Below are 16,717 nucleotides of genomic sequence, written 5' to 3' on the forward strand. Positions count from 1 at the left end.
TAGTTTTTAAAACTTAGTAATATCATTATTTTATCAGATTTCAATCACAGTTTAAGTTACCTATATCTATTCTTGACCTAAATTTTTTATACACTGCGAAAATCTTTTCAGGCCTCGTCAGCTTCACCTTGTCATAGGTATATGATACTGTTTCTGTCAGTTCTATCCACAACCTCAAAGCTGTACTTTGAGCAACCTGCGGCTAGCTTCCTAGTTTGCTCTTTGATTTTCATTGACTATAAAATGGTTTTAATTCTTTTTTTCAAATCTGGCACCACTTCTGACTCAAACCAAGGATTTTTGGCCATCCAGATTTGATTTCGTGGTGAGGGGTGAACTAGTGGAAAATAGGTTGGCAGATAGTCTTTATAGTGTTTCACCCTCTCCGTTACCTTCCCACTGATTTTCTCCTGTAAATAGTAGGCTTGGGCATATTGCCCAATCAAGAGGGTTAACTGAATATCAGGCAATTCCTGTAAGAGCTGCGGATGCCATTTTTCTGCAAAACCAGTTCGCGGTGGCAGGTCGCCTGACTTACCATGCCCTGGAAAGTAGAAATCCATAGGCAAAACAGCAAAATAACCTGAATTGTAAAAGGCATCTTCATCCACACCTAGCCAGTCTCTCAGGCGGTCACCACTCTTATCCTTCCAGTAAAGGCCTGCCTCCTGTGTTTTAAGCCCCGGTGCTTGACCGATGATATTGATGCGAGCAGTCTTTGGTGCTGCAAAAAGAGGCTCGATGCCACGCTCTGTATAGCTAGCATTCTGCGGATCCGCCATGATAGCCTGCTTGATTCTTTCAATTTGAGACATCTACTTTCCAGTCCAAGCATACAATCTCAGACTTCTATCGTTTTATTTGATCAATTCATAAATAGCTTCGGCATAGATTGCTGCTGCTCGGAAGAGATCATCCAAGGCGATAAATTCATTGGCTTGGTGCATGGTGTCAATTGAGTCTGGGAACATAGCACCATAGGCAACTCCGCGCTCTAACAAGCGACCAAAGGTTCCACCACCGATAACTTGCTCGTGACCTTTAAGGCCAGTTTGTTTTTCATAGACATTCAACAAGGTTTGCACAAGTGGATCTTCCATTGGCACATAGTGAGGCGTGTGACCATGTTCTGATAGACTGACAGAAGCAACTGGCAAGTTTTCTAGGATTGACTTGATTTGTTCTGGACTTGTTCCTTTTGGATAGCGGATATTAAGGGCAATGGTATTATCAGCACTTGTTTCATCGAAGCGGAAGACGCCAGCATTCATAGAAAGAGCACCCATCTTTTCATCCACATGAGCAATCTTGAGATTTTCACCCTCATGATCGTTCAATAGAATTTTACCTGCGATGTCAAGGTAGTCTTTGGCTGGACCAGCAAAGCCAAACTGGCTGAGGAAGAGGGCAAGGTAAGTTGCGCCATTGACACCTGAAGCAGGCATAGCACCATGGGCTGATTTACCAATGATCGTCACCTTGTATTGGCCAGCTTCTTCTTGGAGTTCTCCTCTAAGTTTGTGTTCTGCAACAAAGGCATCTAGTTTAGCTTGCAAGTCAGCTAAATCACCTGAAACGACTGCTGTTGCTGATTCTGGTACCATGTTTTCACGTAAACCACCTGTAAAGCTGTGAAGACGGGCAGCACCTGTATTTTCTCCTGCAAAGTGGAGGTATTCCGTGATATTTCCTTTTTCACCATTGATGATTGGAAATTCAGCATCTGGTGAGAAACCGAAATCTGGTTTGGCAAGTCCTACGTGCTCAAAGTAGTAGTCCATGTCTGCCCAACCTGATTCTTCGTCTGTTCCAACGATGAAGCGAACTTTCTTAGAAGTTGGAAGGCCCAATTCTTTGATGATTTTCAAACCATAGTAGCAAGCTGTTGTAGGTCCCTTGTCATCTGAAGCCCCACGCGCATAAAGGCGACCATCTTTGATAGTTGGTGTGTAAGGGTCTGTGTCCCAACCGCTACCAGCAGGCACCACATCCATGTGGGCAAAGATTCCGAGAACTTCTTCTCCATCACCAAACTCAAAATGTCCTGCGTAGTTATCGACATTCTTAGTTGGGTAGCCATCACGGTCTGCGATTTCAAGGAATTTCTCCAAGGCTTTTACTGGACCAGGCCCAAATGGATGTTCAGCATCAACCTTGCTGTCATCACGTTCTGAATTGATTTCCAAAAGGCTAAACAAGTCAGCCAAGAGGTCTTCTTTGCGTTTTTCTACTTCTGCTGTAAAATCAATTGCTGTCATTTTTTCTTCTTTCTATCTTTTCTCGATGATTTCATCTACTGGCAAGCGGTAGCTTGGTTGCAATTTTTCGTCTGTATAACCCACTGTGATCAAGAGTTCTGGGCGGAAACGGTCTGCGATTTCCAAAACTTCATTAACTTTTGATTTGTCAAAACCAAGGATAATGTTGGAACCAATCCCTTGGTCTGTAAGAGCTAGAACCAAGTTCATAGCAACCAAACCTGCATTGAGGGCTAGGTAGTCGCTGACTTGTTGTTCATTGTAGCGTGCAAATTCAGCTGGCAAATTTTTCATGAAGTATTGAAGTTGTTCTTCTGAGAAATTGTTAGCACCACCAACTCGGGCAATCTTACGAGCACGTTTGGCAAGGTCTGTATCCGTAAAGAGGGCAATAGTTACAGGCGCTGATGATACCTGTTCAAAGTTGGAACCGTAAGCCAATTTTGCTAGTTCGGCATTTTTCTCACGTACCACCACAAATTTCCAAGGCTGGCTGTTGTGGGCACTTGGTGCCAAGGTTGCAATTTCGATAGCCGTACGCACATCTTTTGGATCAACTGGCTTATCAGTGAAATGCTTAGTCGCATGACGTTTTTTATTTAATTCAAGAAATTTCATAATCGATTTCCTTTTCTAATTCTACTGCTTCCATTCTACCATAATTTGAAAGAGCTTGCAGGGATTTTTCATGATTAAGTTTTTCTATCACAGACATAAAAGATATATATTGGTTTATCAGGAACATTTCTGATAAACTAGCAAGTACTTTACATTTGAATGGAGACAGTATGAAAAAATTTAGCCTATTACTAGCTATCCTACCATTTTTGGTTGCCTGTGGGAATCAATCTACACCCAAAGAGACTAGCGCTCAAAAGACAATCGTCCTTGCTACAGCTGGCGACGTGCCGCCATTTGACTACGAAGACAAGGGAAATCTGACAGGCTTCGATATCGAAGTTCTAAAAGCAGTGGATGAAAAACTCAGCGACTACGAGATTCAATTCCAAAGAACTGCCTGGGAAAGTATCTTCCCTGGACTTGATTCTGGTCACTATCAAGCAGCTGCCAATAACTTGAGTTACACAAAAGAGCGTGCTGAAAAATACCTATACTCGCTTCCGATTTCCAACAATCCCCTCGTCCTTGTTAGCAACAAGAAAAATCCTTTGACTTCTCTTGATCAAATTGCTGGCAAAACAACGCAAGAGGATACCGGAACTTCAAACGCTCAATTCATCAATAACTGGAATCAGAAACACACTGACAATCCTGCTACTATCGATTTTTCTGGTGAAGATATCGGTAAACGAATCCTAGACCTTGCTAACGGTGAATTTGATTTCCTAGTCTTTGACAAGGTATCCGTTCAAAAGATCATCAAGGACCGCGACCTAGATCTCTCAGTTGTTGATTTACCTTCTGTCGATAGCCCCAACAATTATATTGTTTTCTCAAGCGACCAAAAAGAGTTTAAAGAACAATTTGATAAAGCACTCAAAGAACTCTACCAAGACGGAACACTCGAAAAACTCAGCAATACCTATCTAGGTGGTTCTTATCTCCCAGATCAATCTCAGTTACAATAAGATATACTAAAAGCGATTGGACGAGCCAATCGTTTTTAATTTGCATTGGTTATTTTAGGAAACTCTTACAAAAAATCAAAAAAATTCTTCACATCTTCTACATACCCATGCTTTTCTATTAAGCTTGCTAATAATTCCAGATTGTGTCCCTGATAGTTATCTTCACGACGTAGTTCTTCATACATTTCGATAAAGGGAAGCCCCTTGGACTTGGCCAGTTCTAACTCCGCTTCATAGTCATAAGCGACTTTACGAAATAGGATATTTACCAATTCCCCATCTTCAACTTCTATCACGACATACTGGGCACGGTGATTTTTTAACGCCTCCCAATTAAAATAGGGCATGCCAATCGACCCTGGATTGATGATTTGTTGCCCTTGACTGCCATAACGAAGCAACTGCTTGTGAACATGACCATAGACTGCCACGTCCGTTTCCTCATCGAGGAGTTGGTCAAATTTCTCTGTATCATTCTCAACTAGCAAGTCACCACCATAGTTCTTATTTGGCAAATTATGAGAGATAGAAAAGCGCAATCCGTCAATTTCTTTCTTTTCCAGCAAAGGCAAGCTTCGTAGCCAGACAATCGTTGCAGGATCCATTTGCTCCATCAAAAACTGGGTCATGCGCATTGACTGGATTTCTTTCGGATGTTCCAAACCATATTCGCCATCCAAGGCCTCAAGGACACGATCATCCCAATTGCCTCGAACACTGGTTGTGATAGGAAGGTCCTTTAGCAGGGCGACTAAGTCATTTGCGCCTGGACCAGGAAGAAAAATATCTCCCAGAAGCCAGTATTCGCTGACTCCTTGATTTTTAGCATCTGCAATCACTGCTTCTAGCGCCGTCGCATTGCCATGAATATCTGATAAAATTGCGATTTTATGGTTCATGATGGTCTCCTTCTGTTTGGTATTCTACACTTTCTTCCGCCACTTGAGGCAAGACTTCTGCCTCCTGCGGATTCAACTTCCTCTGAACTGCTTCTGCTACTGCTCTTGGTACTCCGACCTCGACAATCTCATCCACACTTGCTTCCTTGATTTTGGTCAGAGACTTGAAGTGCCTCATGAGATTTTGCTTGCGTTTAGATCCCAGACCGTCAATCCCATCCAATTGTGATGAAAAGGAATTTTTAGAGCGCAGTTGGCGGTGGAAAGTGATAGCAAAGCGGTGTACCTCATCTTGAATGCGTTGGAGGAGGAAAAATTCCTGAGAATTGCGAGACAAGTCCACCACTTCCAGCGGATCTCCAAAGAGCAATTCATGGGTTTGGTGCTTATCATTCTTTTGCAGACCTGCAATTGGAATATCCAAACCTAGTTCCTCTTGGATGACTTGCTTGGCGATATTGACTTGCCCTTGTCCCCCATCAATGACAATCAAATCTGGAGGAGTCAAACCTTCTCGTTGTACTCGACCATAACGTCTGCGAATAACCTCACGCATACTGGCATAGTCGTCTGGTCCAACGACAGTCTTGATTTTATACTTACGATAATCTTTTTTACTTGGTTTGCCGTTGACAAAGACCACCATAGCTGAAACAGGACTAGTCCCCATGATGTTGGAATTATCGAAGGACTCGATGCGAACTGGAGTCGGAATTTGGAGCAAACGTCCTAGATTTTCAATAGCTCCTTGGGTCTTTTCGACTGATTTTTCTAGCAGGTTAAATTTCTGCTCCAGACTAACGCGTGCATTTTTTATAGCTAAATTGACCAGCTGCTTTTTCTCTCCACGTTGAGGCTTAAGAATCTTGGAATCCACCAAAGCCTTGACAGCTTCTTGGTCAATATCCTGCGGAATCAGTACCTCATTGGGAACTAGATGAGATTTTTCTTGATAGAATTGTCCTACATAGGTCAAAAAATCCTCATCTGGGTCATTGAAGTAGGGGAATAGATTGACATCGCGCTCGATGAGCTTGCCCTGACGAACAAAGAAAACTTGCACACACATCCAGCCCTTATCCACATAGTAGCCAAAGACATCGCGATTTTGGAGATCCTTAGCCATGACCCGTTGCTTGGTTCGAAGCGTTCCAATAGCCTGAATCAGGTCACGGTATTCCGCCGCACGTTCAAACTCCATAGTCTGAGCCGCCGCTGCCATTTTGCCCTTGAGGTTATCAATGATTTTATCATCTTGGCCTTTCAGAAAATCAGAAACCTCCTGAGCCATAGACTTGAAATAGTCCTCATCCTTCTTACAGATGGTGTGGCTCATGCATTGGCCGATATGGTAGTAAAAACAGACCTTAGACGGTGGATTGGTACACTTACGAAAAGGGAAAATCCGATCCAGTAGTCGCTTGATTTCATTGGCCGCCCCCACATCTGGATAGGGACCAAAGTAGAGACCTCCGTCCTTCTTGACCTGACGAGTGATAATCAAGCGTGGATAGCGCTCATTAGTGATTTTGATGAAGGGATAGGACTTGTCATCCTTGAGCATGATATTGTATTTAGGCTTATTTTCCTTAATCAGGTTGATTTCTAGGAGAAGTGCCTCAATATTAGACTCCGTAACGATAAATTCAAAATCTACAATTTCAGACACCAAAGCCTCTGTTTTGGTATCATGACTTCCACGGAAATAGGACCGCACGCGGTTACGCAGATTTTTAGCCTTTCCTACATAGATAATGGTGCCGTTTTTATCCTTGTGAATGTAACAACCAGGGCTGGTCGGCAAGAGCTCTAGTTTTGATTTAATCAAGTTGTTCATAATTCCATTATAGCAAAAAAGTAGGGAAAATAGTCCCCTACTCATTGGTCTCATATAATTTTCGAAGTCTTTCAACATCCTCTTCCTGGATACCATAAAAAGAACCTGCTGGTTGCATGACAGACTTCTCATCTGTATGATCCAAGCCAATCGCATGCCCCAACTCATGTTCTGCCGTATGGACAAGGCGCTCATAGGAATAGCCATAGTCAGGATTGGACAGATAATAATGATTCAAGCGCACCGTTACGGATAAGAATTGCCCTGTTAAGAGATTAGTTTGACTTTCCGCCGCTCCTGCCACAGGAGTGCCTCCGTCGTTCATCTCCGTAGCCGTAATATCCGCCTTACTAGACTCAGTCACGAGTTCAAAGTTAAAAGCACCAGTTTGATTCCAGTTCTGGATTGCTTCTACATAAGCCTCTTGAAAGCGTGAATCCATCTGCGGATCCAGGTAAATACGAGCAGAGGCCTGTGGCCACCTTCCTTCAGAATGCTGGTAACTATCTGTCTGGCTTAACTTAGGCAGTTGCCCTGTTTTCTCCCATTGGTCAATACTTTGTTGACCAATTTTTACTGACCGTCCTGCTTGCTTTAGCGCTCCTTGAAAATCCCCGTTCAGATACCAGAGAAGTCCGAAAGCAAGCACACATAAGAGCACAACTATCCAAACCAGACGCCAAAACAAACGCCACACAAAAGAAAAGAAAGCCCCTATCAAACGAAAAAGCCAGCGCATGTCTCTCCACCTTTCTAGCAAATAAAGAGTATTTTACTAAAAGAAGCTGAAAGAAAGCTAAATACTGGCTTTTTCATCTTAACGTCCTACTATTTTTTTGAGCAACTGGATAGCTTTGCATTTTAAAGGTGATGGATGGTAACGGAAAGTACCTGCTTTGCGTACAATATAGCCATTAAAATTCTGTTTAAAACGCAAAACACCATCACTTCCATCAAAAATCCCTTGAATGCCTAGGAAGTTGTATTTAGGTATTCCACGTTTTATGCTTTCCAACATAACATATTTTTGAAGCAGTGCAGGGGCATAGAACTTATTAAATTCAGTGTAGGAACCACTAAAGAGATAAGTCGTTTCCTGAGGCATATAAACAAATAAACTCCCGGCTAAAACAATATCTTCTTCTCCATATTTTTCAATCAAGTCTCGCGCTTCTGCTTTTCGAACTTCAAATGTTTCAAATTGACTAGAATATTCTCTCAGTTGATTTTGTTTTTTCTCAGAATGAGGATTTTTACTCAAATCAAGTCGCAACTTGTTCAAGTTTTCTTCTAGTTTACTTTGTTCACCTTGCAATTTGCTCATATAGTCCGAAAAATTTAAGCTTGCTATGAGAAACTCCGCTTGTTCTCCAAAAGTATCATAAAAATGCTCATAATATTCTAAACTTTTATCACTATATTCTCTACGTTCAGAGGTTTCTTTTGTGATATTCTTAAAAATCGATAGTTCTTCACGTTTTAACTTTTTCAACCGAATGCCAAAGGTTTCAGCCTTTTTCACCAAGGGTTTACCCTTTTTGCTAAAACTTTTAAGCAAACTCTTTTCAGTTAATTCAGTTAAATCTTTATAGTATAACCAATCTGGTTCTCCACCTGGGTAACCTCTTGTCAATCCATCAAATTGATAACCTAAATCAGTTAAACCTTGAATGATACTTTTTTTCTCAGCATCTATTGGATTACCTTGGCTATCAAAAGTTTGATAAGTTTCATAAGGTTTTACAAGCAGCTCTAATACGCCATTTTGCTTGGCATATTCTTTTAACTCCGCATAAAAAACTGGAAGAGCATCTTGTTGGGTATAAATCGGCCCCGAATTGATCTCCATATGCAGACCACCCAGCATGGGCAAGCTATAAACCAGAGCTGCAACTTGAATCTCTCCTCCTTGTTTCAAAGCAAGATAAACAATTCGAGCCCCTCTTTTTTCTAACAAGTCCCCCATCTGAACAGATTGCATAAAGGAACGAGAAGAAACCTGATCAGAATAAGTACGAAACTCTTCTTTCGTGAGTGTAGTTAGTGCCATATACTTACTTTCTATGTTTTTTTCTTAATGTTTTACGGAAATCAAGAGCAAGTCTTAACAGAGGATAGAGAGGATGGGTAGGAATTGTAAATTCACCCAAGTATTCTTCGATCGTTGGATTAAAATTAGCTTTAAAACGATAGAGTCCACCATCTAAAGCATTCTCGACGCCTCCTAAATTTTGCCATAAAATGCCACGTTCAAAGGAATATCGAGCTGTCTCATACCAAGTCAAAATAGGAGCTTTATAACGTCTAAAATCTTCATCCATTCCTGCGTATAGATTGACAGAAGTTTGTCCGAATTCTAAAGTCAAGGTAGCCGCTAAGGGAACTCTTGCTTGACCTGCATCCATATATTCCTGCAGGAAAGTCAATTCCTCTAACAAACGTTCTTTTTCCTTCTTCTGCGCTTCTACTTTTGAAGTTCGAGTCGAATCAGTAAAGGTCTCTTCCAAGGCTCTGTTTTTCGCTAACTGTTCTTCTAATTCTTGCGAACGTTTAGAGACATCCAAGGTTGCCAAGGTGATGTAGGCCTTGTCCTTAAAATTATCTAACAACTTTTTATAATAGGCTTCATTCCTCAAATGAATCTCTTTCCGCTTCTCGGTTTTTTTCATCAAAAAGGAAAAAGAGTCCAATAATTCAGTTCCACCAAATTGAATCTCTACCCCCTTATTCCGTGCTGTTCGAATAGCCTGTTTTGTTGACTTGGAAAGTTTATCTTCTTCAAAATTTTCCTTGTATATTTTCGCCTGAATACGAGGTTGAATGGTGTCTCCCATTTCCTCTGTTTTTCCTGACCACCTTACTCCCATTTGTTGCAAACTATCAATAATAGCCAGATTTTCAGGATATTCTCTTTTATCTTGATTAACCAAATGTTGAGATAGACAAATGCTTGGATCGAAAGTCACAAAAACCGCTCTCTTACTGCGAGCATAAGACTTAATAGACTGAATGACAAAACTCAAGAGTTCTGTATCCCCATAATCCAATATAGGCCCTCTTGGGATGTAAAACATTTTATAGCCTAACGGAAGAGTTCTAATCAAAATACTAGCTGTCGCCAGTAATTTTTCTTCCCTGTAAACACCAAACTTCTCATGTTGCCAATCAGACTTCACTTCTTCCCAAGCACTACTTTGTAATACATTGGCTAATTCATGTTCTTTGACAAACTGATCATATTCTAATGTGGGAATGCCAATTTGATAACGGTACATTTCCTACTCTCTTTCCTCCAATATCTTATTACTATTCTACTACTTTCGTTTGAAAAGTCTAGTGAAAACAGACTTCCATCATTGTTTTGAAGCCAAGAATAACTATAGATAGTGGTTCATTTATAAAAAACTAACTCAATCTCTCTTCTAATTTGAAATCGATTGGCAGGGTTGCTAGAAACCGTTCCAATTGTTTTTCCCAATAATACCACTCGTGAGTTCCAGCGCTATGGCTATAGGTCACATCAAAACCTAATTTTTTGAGATTTTTCACTGCTAGATTATTGGCTTCATACAAGAAATCCTGTTCGCCACACCACGCCCAAAGTTTGGTCTTTTTATCCGATTTTTTAGCCAGACTTTCAAGAGAATAGGGACTAGTTGTCCAGTCTCTAATCTCTCCAAAAACACCTCTCCAGTAGGCTGGACTTCCCAGATTTTGGCTCTCAGGAGAAAAATTTTGAAAGCTGAGAGCACCTGAAAAACTAGCTGCATGAGAAAAACGATTTGTCGCAAGAGCCAATTTGAAACAGCCGTAGCCTCCCATGGAGAGACCAGCGATAAAGGTCTTTTCACGCTTACTGGTCATATTAGGGAAGAAGCGTTTCAAAACCTGTGGCAATTCCTCTGCTAGAGCCGTGTAGTAGTCAAAACCATATTGGGTATCGGTGTACCAACCGTTGCTGGTATTAGGCATAACAACAATGAGATTAGTAGCTCGAAGCAAGCGTTCTACATTGGTCCGCTTGAGCCAACTATTATGATTGCCAGACATCCCGTGCAAGAGGTACAAGACGGGAATATCTTCACAATCTGGTTCTTCCACTCGATTGGCATCGGGGTAGAGGACATTCACTCCCCACTCCATATCCAAAACTTGTGAGTAATACTCGATTTTCATTACTGCCATGATTTTCTCCTTCTATTTTCCGATAAGAAAAAGCCGAAACTAGACTTTATCTTTACTTATTTCAATGATTATTTTGCTTCCATGACTACTGGTAGAATAGCTGGACGACGCTTAGTTTGATCAAAGAGATACTTGGTCAGATTATCCCGAACCTTGCCTTTAAGATCTGCCCAGTCAAAGTCATCTCCTTGCAGATAGTCTTCTACCGTTTTGTTAATCAATTCTGAACTTTCACGGAGAATATCGCGGCTCTTCTTGAGATAAACAAATCCACGCGTGTGAACACGGGCCTTGGCCACAATTTTCTTCTCACGACGGTTAACGGTGATTGCGACGATGAAAATACCGTCCTCTGACAAGACCTTACGGTCACGAAGAACCACATTACCAACATCACCAATGGCATTCCCGTCAATCAAGACATCCCCTGCTGAAACCGCACCAGCTGGGACAAAGTCCCCATTCTCATAAGCCATGCTGGTTCCCTTTTTAGGGATGAAAATGCGTTCTGGCAACATCCCAACTGCCATAGCAGCCTTAGCATGGGCATCCAACTCACGGTATTCCCCTTGAATCGGGAAGAGATACTTGGGTTGCAAGAGATTAATCATCAACTGCAAATCACGCGCATTTCCATGTCCTGACACACGTAAGCTTTGGGTGATCAATTTGACAACACCGCCAGCTTGGTAAATCATGTTTTCCACACGCGCCATGACCGCTTCTTTGGCGATAGATGGAGTCGTTACGATATAGACCAAGTCACCGTCCTTGATTTCCACATAACGGTGACGACCAATTGACATCTTGCGAAGACCGTTGATTGGCTCACCCATACGACCTGTCTCAAGGATAATCAACTCATGGTCTTCAAAGCGAGACATATCTTTTGGCTTAATCAAAAGACTCTCGTTAGCTAGAGACAATTTCTTAAGGCGAATAGCAGTACGGACGATATTTTCAATATCGAATCCTGTCAAGACCACACGGCGGCCTGTTGCATCCGCAGCGTCAAACACCTGCTGGATACGAGAGAGGTTGCTAGCTACCGCTGCAACGATGATACGTCCCTCCCAATCAGAAATGGTTTGAGTGATTTCATCCCCAACTTCACTTTCGCTAGCCACTTGGATATTGCTGTCCGCATTGGCTGAATCACTGAGCAGAGCTAGAACTCCGTCACGACCGATTTCCGCCAAACGAGCAAAGTCTGTCGCATAAGATTCACTAGCTGTCTGGTCAAATTTGAAGTCACCTGTGTAAACGATGCTACCTTCAGCTGTCTTCAAGACAACACCCAGACTTTCTGGGATAGAGTGGGTCGTACGGAAGAAGGACACCACAGTCCCTCCAAAATCAATCTCCGTATCTTCATCGATAACATGGAAATCATTGAATTTCTTAACTGTGTCATTTCCTTTGACAAAGAGTTTGGCCAACTCAATGGTCAACTCAGAGCCAAATACAGGTACCTTGGCTTCAGCCAATAGATAAGGCAGAGCACCAATAGCATCCGCATGTCCGTGGGTCAAGAAGACGCCAGCGATACGGTCACTGTTTTCAAAAAGGTAGTCCATATTTGGAATGACCACATCCACCCCTAGTTGTTCATTTTCAGGATATTTCAGACCTGCATCCAAAACGAAAATAGATCCATCGATTTCAGCCATATACATATTTTTCCCGTTTTCACGTACACCACCAAGTGTTGTTAAACTGATATTACTCATTTTTCCTCCGAAAGCTTCGTTTATCTTGATTATAGGGTCGCTTGCCCTCTTATTCTAAAAGCACTATTACTTTTATACTCTTCGAAAATCTCTTCAAACCACGTCAGCTTCGCCTTACCGTATGTATGGTTACTGACTTCGTCAGTTTCATCTACAACCTCAAAGTCGTGCTTTGAGCAGCCTGCGGCTAGCTTCCTAGTTTGCTCTCTGATTTTCATTGAGTATTAGCCGAATCTTTTCCTACCATTATACCATTTTTTTGATGATTTTCAAAATGAAGATTTGTTTTCAAAAAAGAGCTGGTTGCCCAACTCTTTTCTAACTTCTACTCTTTTTCCATCAAAAAGTCATAAATTTCTTGCACAGTACCCAGCGCCATCATTTCCTGGTCTTTGACGGTTTGTTTGAGATTCTGGTAAATCTGACTTTCCCCTATCTCCCGCTTTGGTGCCTCTTTATTAACTGTCATGACCCCATCTTTGATGGTCACAAAGCCTAGTTCTTTAAAGACTTGAATCATCTTGACCAACAAGATTTGTTGGATATTGAGATAAGTAGCCAAATCTTTCAGCTTGTAGCGAATATCAAACTCTGGGAACTGGTAAATAGTCTTGTACAATTTGGCAAACTGATCTCTAGTCCCATAACCTGTCAGATAATAGGCCTTGTCAATATCATTTTTGAAATAGACAGCAGAAAAATTCTGCTCCTGAAAAATGGTCTTCAGCTGAGTAATATCCTCAGGAATGATTTTTACAACCACAGCATCACTATTTACTAAATTGGGCAGTTCCCCAGCAAAATCCAAGACTGGAACCCCTTCTGGCAAGACTGCATTCTTCCCACGGATGTTAAAAAGTTGAACACCCTCCACACGCGCATCCACCATCATCAACTGCAGGGCAGTTTGGCCATTCCATTGGTTGACAGACAATTTGACTGCCAGCTCTAGATTCTTGGTTTGGGAAAACTCTGTCGCCCATCTACCTTGGCCAAAGGCTACCACTTCAAAACTCTCCTCACCTTTGGAAATTTTCAACTTGAGATGGGCATTACCTGCCCCCATAGTACGGGCACTTTCGACCTGAAAATCCTTGATATAAAAGACAGGTTTCTGATTATCCATTCCAAAAGGTGCCAAGCGCTCAAAGTTCTTGACTGTTTCAAGACTCAAAGCCTCCAAATCCAGCTCTTCATCTAGATTTAACTTGTTCTTGCCACCAGCATCCGCGCCTTTTTCACGGACATAATCTTCCAAAACCTGAGATAAATCTGAGAGTTTCTCAACTTCCAGCGTCATGCCAGCCGCACCAGCATGGCCACCAAAGGCGATGAAGAGGTCTCGATGAGGATCCAGAGCCTCAAAAATATCGACCGCTTCCACACTACGAGCACTACCCTTGGCACGATCGTCTTCTATATTAAGAACAATAACTGTCTGCCCTAGTTCTTCCAACAAACGGCCAGCCACGATTCCTAGAACCCCAGGATTCCAGCCTTCCTTGGCCAAGACCTGAACCTTCTTCTCAGGATCCACCATGGTCTTGGCTTCTTCATAGATAGACTGAACGATTTCCTTGCGCTCTTCGTTTTTCTGGTGAATCATAAGGGCAATCTCATGCGCTTCCTCATCATCAAATCCAGTCAGCAAATCAATGGCAGGATTGGGATCATCCAAGCGGCCCAAGGCATTCAAACGAGGAGCAATCTGGAAACCAACCGTTTCTTCTGTTACTTCGTTGGCGGCAATCCCAGCCATATCCAGCATTTCTTGTAAACCAATGCGCTGAGTATGTCCCAACATTTCCAGACCATACTGAACCAAGATACGGTTCTCATCTGTCAAACTAACCATATCAGCAATGGTACCAATAGCGACCAAATCAAGCAATTCCACTTGTACTTCTTCTAACAGGGCACAAGCCAACTTGAAAGCAACTCCACAACCAGCCAAATATTTGAAAGGATAGTCCGCATCCGGATGTTCAGGATGAACGATGGCATAGGCATCTGGTAGGGTTTCAGGCATGGAATGGTGGTCAGTCACAATGACATCTACTCCCATAGACTGAGCCAATGCAATAGCCTCATGACCAACAACCCCATTGTCCACCGTCACAATCAAGGAAATCCCTTCTTGCTCGATAAAGTATTTATAAACACTAGCATTAGGGCCATAGCCATCGGTAAAACGATTTGGCAGGTAAACTCGGCACTCAGCACCAAGTTGTTCCAAACTTTCCTTCACAATCGAAGCCGAAGTCATGCCATCCGCATCGTAGTCTCCATAAACGAGAATATTTTCCCCTTCTTCAATGGCCTGACGAATCCGTTCCACTGCCTTGTCCATATCATGGAGCAGATAAGGGTCATGCAAATTCTCCAAGGAAGGTTCTAAAAACTTCTTCAGACTTTCTTGGTCCTGAATCCCTCTCTCAAACAATAACCGAGCCACCTCAGGATCCAGTCCAGCCTTCTTGGCTATCTTTGTAAAATCCGCATCTTCTACCTGCGGGGCAAACTGCCATTCATAAGTAGGTGTTATCAAAAAGACATCCACTCTTTCTAAGAATTCTATTGCTTCATTATAACATGATTTAGACGTTTTCTCTATCCAGATTGCTTTTTTATAAAATTTTAGTGAATTTTTTCAGATATGATTTGACAAGACAAATCTTTTGGTGCAGAATCATGTTATAAAATCTAATGCAAAGGAGACTCCTTATGGCTTTAGTAGAATTTGAACACGTCGAAAAATATTACGGAGACTACCACGCACTCCGCGACATCAATCTCCGTTTTGAAAAAGGACAAGTCGTTGTCCTACTCGGACCATCTGGTTCTGGAAAATCCACTCTTATCCGCACCATCAATGGTTTGGAGGCTGTTGACAAGGGAAGTCTTCTAGTCAATGGCCACCAAGTTGCTGGTGCCAGCCAGAAAGATTTGGTGCCTCTTCGTAAGGAAGTCGGCATGGTTTTCCAGCATTTTAACCTCTATCCGCATAAAACAGTGTTAGAAAACGTAACACTCGCACCCATAAAAGTTCTAGGAATTGATAAAAAAGAAGCTGAAAAAACAGCCCAAAAATATCTGGAATTTGTAAATATGTGGGACAAGAAAGATTCTTATCCAGCTATGCTGTCTGGTGGACAAAAGCAACGGATTGCCATTGCACGTGGACTCGCTATGCATCCTGAGCTTCTTCTCTTTGATGAACCAACATCTGCTCTTGACCCTGAAACCATCGGTGATGTTCTAGCGGTTATGCAAAAATTGGCCCACGATGGTATGAATATGATTGTCGTTACCCATGAAATGGGCTTTGCCCGTGAAGTTGCCGACCGCATCATTCTCCCTCCTTTGACCAACCAAATTGTCAACCTCATCAAGAACACCTCAACAGTCGCTATCATCTCTGGAGTGGACTTGATGTTTGTGACCAAGTCTTGGTCAGCACTTAACGGAAACTACATTCCAGCCTTTCTAGGCGCTGCCCTTCTCTACTTTTCTCTATGCTTCCCTGTTGCCCAGTTTGGTCGCAAGATGGAACAAGCTAATAAAAAAGCCTATTCACTTTAGGAGGTTACTATGGAATCCATTTTAGAAGTTTTGACCCCAGATAACCTAGTCTTTATCTTTAAAGGATTTGGCTTGACCCTCTACATTTCTCTGATTGCCATCGTCCTCTCTACCCTTATCGGTACGGTGCTAGCTGTCATGAGAAATGGCAAAAATCCTGTCTTGCGTATTATTTCCAGCATTTATATCGAATTTGTGCGCAACGTTCCCAACCTTCTCTGGATCTTTACTATCTTTTTAATTTTCAAGATGAAATCCACTCCAGCAGGAATGTCACAAGGCTTCACTTCAGCCCAAATCCTCTACTACATCATTCTCCCACAAGCCATTCGTAAAATGCTGCCAGCCATCATTTCTCAGTTTGTAACCGTGATTAAGGATACCAGTCTCCTCTACTCTGTTATCGCCCTACAAGAACTCTTTGGAGCCAGGCAAATTCTCATGGGCCGTTATTTCGAACCAGAGCAGGTCTTCAGTCTTTATATACTGATTGCCCTCATCTACTTCAGCTTTAACCTAGCCATTTCTAGCCTATCTCATATGCTAGCAAAACGTTGGCAACAAGCTGCAGAATAATACTCTTCGAAAATCTCTTCAAACCACGTCAGCTTCACCTTGCCGTATGTATGGTTACTGA

13 protein-coding genes and 1 pseudogene are annotated in these 16,717 nt (G+C 42.2%); 3 read left to right on the forward strand and 11 right to left on the reverse strand.

The window, feature by feature from the left end; genetic code table 11:
* Nucleotides 1–236 precede the first annotated feature (236 nt).
* From HT669_RS01410 to HT669_RS01420, 3 genes are read right to left on the reverse strand one after another with little or no spacing between them, the layout of a single operon-like run.
* Complete coding sequence (locus HT669_RS01410; RefSeq protein WP_023938999.1) at nucleotides 237–815, reverse strand: uracil-DNA glycosylase family protein; 579 nt, start codon at nucleotides 813–815, stop codon at nucleotides 237–239.
* Nucleotides 816–857: 42 nt separating this feature from the next.
* Nucleotides 858–2,258 (reverse strand): dipeptidase PepV, encoded by a 1,401-nt coding sequence (gene pepV, locus HT669_RS01415; protein ID WP_023939001.1) that lies wholly within the window; start codon nucleotides 2,256–2,258, stop codon nucleotides 858–860.
* A gap of 12 nt (nucleotides 2,259–2,270) precedes the next feature.
* Entirely contained in the window at nucleotides 2,271–2,876 is a 606-nt protein-coding gene (locus HT669_RS01420) for a nitroreductase family protein (protein ID WP_050223148.1), read from the reverse strand.
* A 170-nt stretch (nucleotides 2,877–3,046) separates the two neighbouring features.
* Between HT669_RS01420 and HT669_RS01425 the strand changes: the two genes are divergently transcribed.
* The gene (locus HT669_RS01425; RefSeq protein WP_050223147.1) at nucleotides 3,047–3,847 is read left to right on the forward strand and encodes an amino acid ABC transporter substrate-binding protein; all 801 of its coding nucleotides are present in this window, start codon (nucleotides 3,047–3,049) and stop codon (nucleotides 3,845–3,847) included.
* Between the two features lie 65 nt (nucleotides 3,848–3,912).
* On the opposite strand, the gene HT669_RS01430 is transcribed toward HT669_RS01425, so the two are convergent.
* The 8 genes from HT669_RS01430 to recJ form a co-directional block, all read right to left on the reverse strand.
* Entirely contained in the window at nucleotides 3,913–4,746 is an 834-nt protein-coding gene (locus HT669_RS01430; RefSeq protein WP_023939002.1) for a metallophosphoesterase family protein, read from the reverse strand.
* A complete protein-coding gene (gene uvrC, locus HT669_RS01435; protein WP_023936583.1) occupies nucleotides 4,736–6,583 on the reverse strand; it encodes an excinuclease ABC subunit UvrC in 1,848 nt (615 codons plus the stop codon). The genes HT669_RS01430 and uvrC overlap by 11 nt, the downstream gene beginning before the upstream one ends.
* Nucleotides 6,584–6,620: 37 nt before the next feature.
* Nucleotides 6,621–7,322, reverse strand: a complete 702-nt coding sequence (locus HT669_RS01440; RefSeq protein ID WP_050223146.1) for a M57 family metalloprotease — start codon at nucleotides 7,320–7,322, stop codon at nucleotides 6,621–6,623.
* A gap of 78 nt (nucleotides 7,323–7,400) precedes the next feature.
* Complete coding sequence (murN, locus tag HT669_RS01445) at nucleotides 7,401–8,633, reverse strand: peptidoglycan bridge formation alanyltransferase MurN (protein WP_023936587.1); 1,233 nt, start codon at nucleotides 8,631–8,633, stop codon at nucleotides 7,401–7,403.
* A 4-nt stretch (nucleotides 8,634–8,637) separates the two neighbouring features.
* Nucleotides 8,638–9,858: an aminoacyltransferase gene (locus HT669_RS01450; protein WP_050971492.1), complete on the reverse strand. Its 1,221-nt coding sequence runs from the start codon at nucleotides 9,856–9,858 to the stop codon at nucleotides 8,638–8,640.
* A gap of 130 nt (nucleotides 9,859–9,988) precedes the next feature.
* Nucleotides 9,989–10,768, reverse strand: a complete 780-nt coding sequence (locus tag HT669_RS01455; RefSeq protein WP_050975933.1) for an alpha/beta hydrolase family protein — start codon at nucleotides 10,766–10,768, stop codon at nucleotides 9,989–9,991.
* A 68-nt stretch (nucleotides 10,769–10,836) separates the two neighbouring features.
* Nucleotides 10,837–12,498, reverse strand: coding sequence for a ribonuclease J (locus HT669_RS01460; protein WP_023939006.1), 1,662 nt, complete (start codon nucleotides 12,496–12,498; stop codon nucleotides 10,837–10,839).
* A gap of 325 nt (nucleotides 12,499–12,823) precedes the next feature.
* Nucleotides 12,824–15,046 carry a single-stranded-DNA-specific exonuclease RecJ gene (gene recJ / locus HT669_RS01465; RefSeq protein WP_172933606.1) on the reverse strand — a complete coding sequence of 741 codons (2,223 nt, stop codon included), beginning with the start codon at nucleotides 15,044–15,046 and terminating at the stop codon, nucleotides 12,824–12,826.
* A 176-nt stretch (nucleotides 15,047–15,222) separates the two neighbouring features.
* On the opposite strand from recJ, the pseudogene HT669_RS01470 reads away from it, so the two are divergent.
* A pseudogene (locus HT669_RS01470) lies at nucleotides 15,223–15,852 on the forward strand (amino acid ABC transporter ATP-binding protein); the annotation flags it as partial.
* A gap of 237 nt (nucleotides 15,853–16,089) precedes the next feature.
* Nucleotides 16,090–16,656, forward strand: coding sequence for an amino acid ABC transporter permease (locus HT669_RS01475; protein ID WP_172922324.1), 567 nt, complete (start codon nucleotides 16,090–16,092; stop codon nucleotides 16,654–16,656).
* Nucleotides 16,657–16,717 lie beyond the last annotated feature (61 nt).

It is taken from the genome of Streptococcus sp. 2100 (assembly GCF_013276335.1).
Classification (GTDB): Bacteria; Bacillota; Bacilli; order Lactobacillales; family Streptococcaceae; genus Streptococcus; species Streptococcus pseudopneumoniae.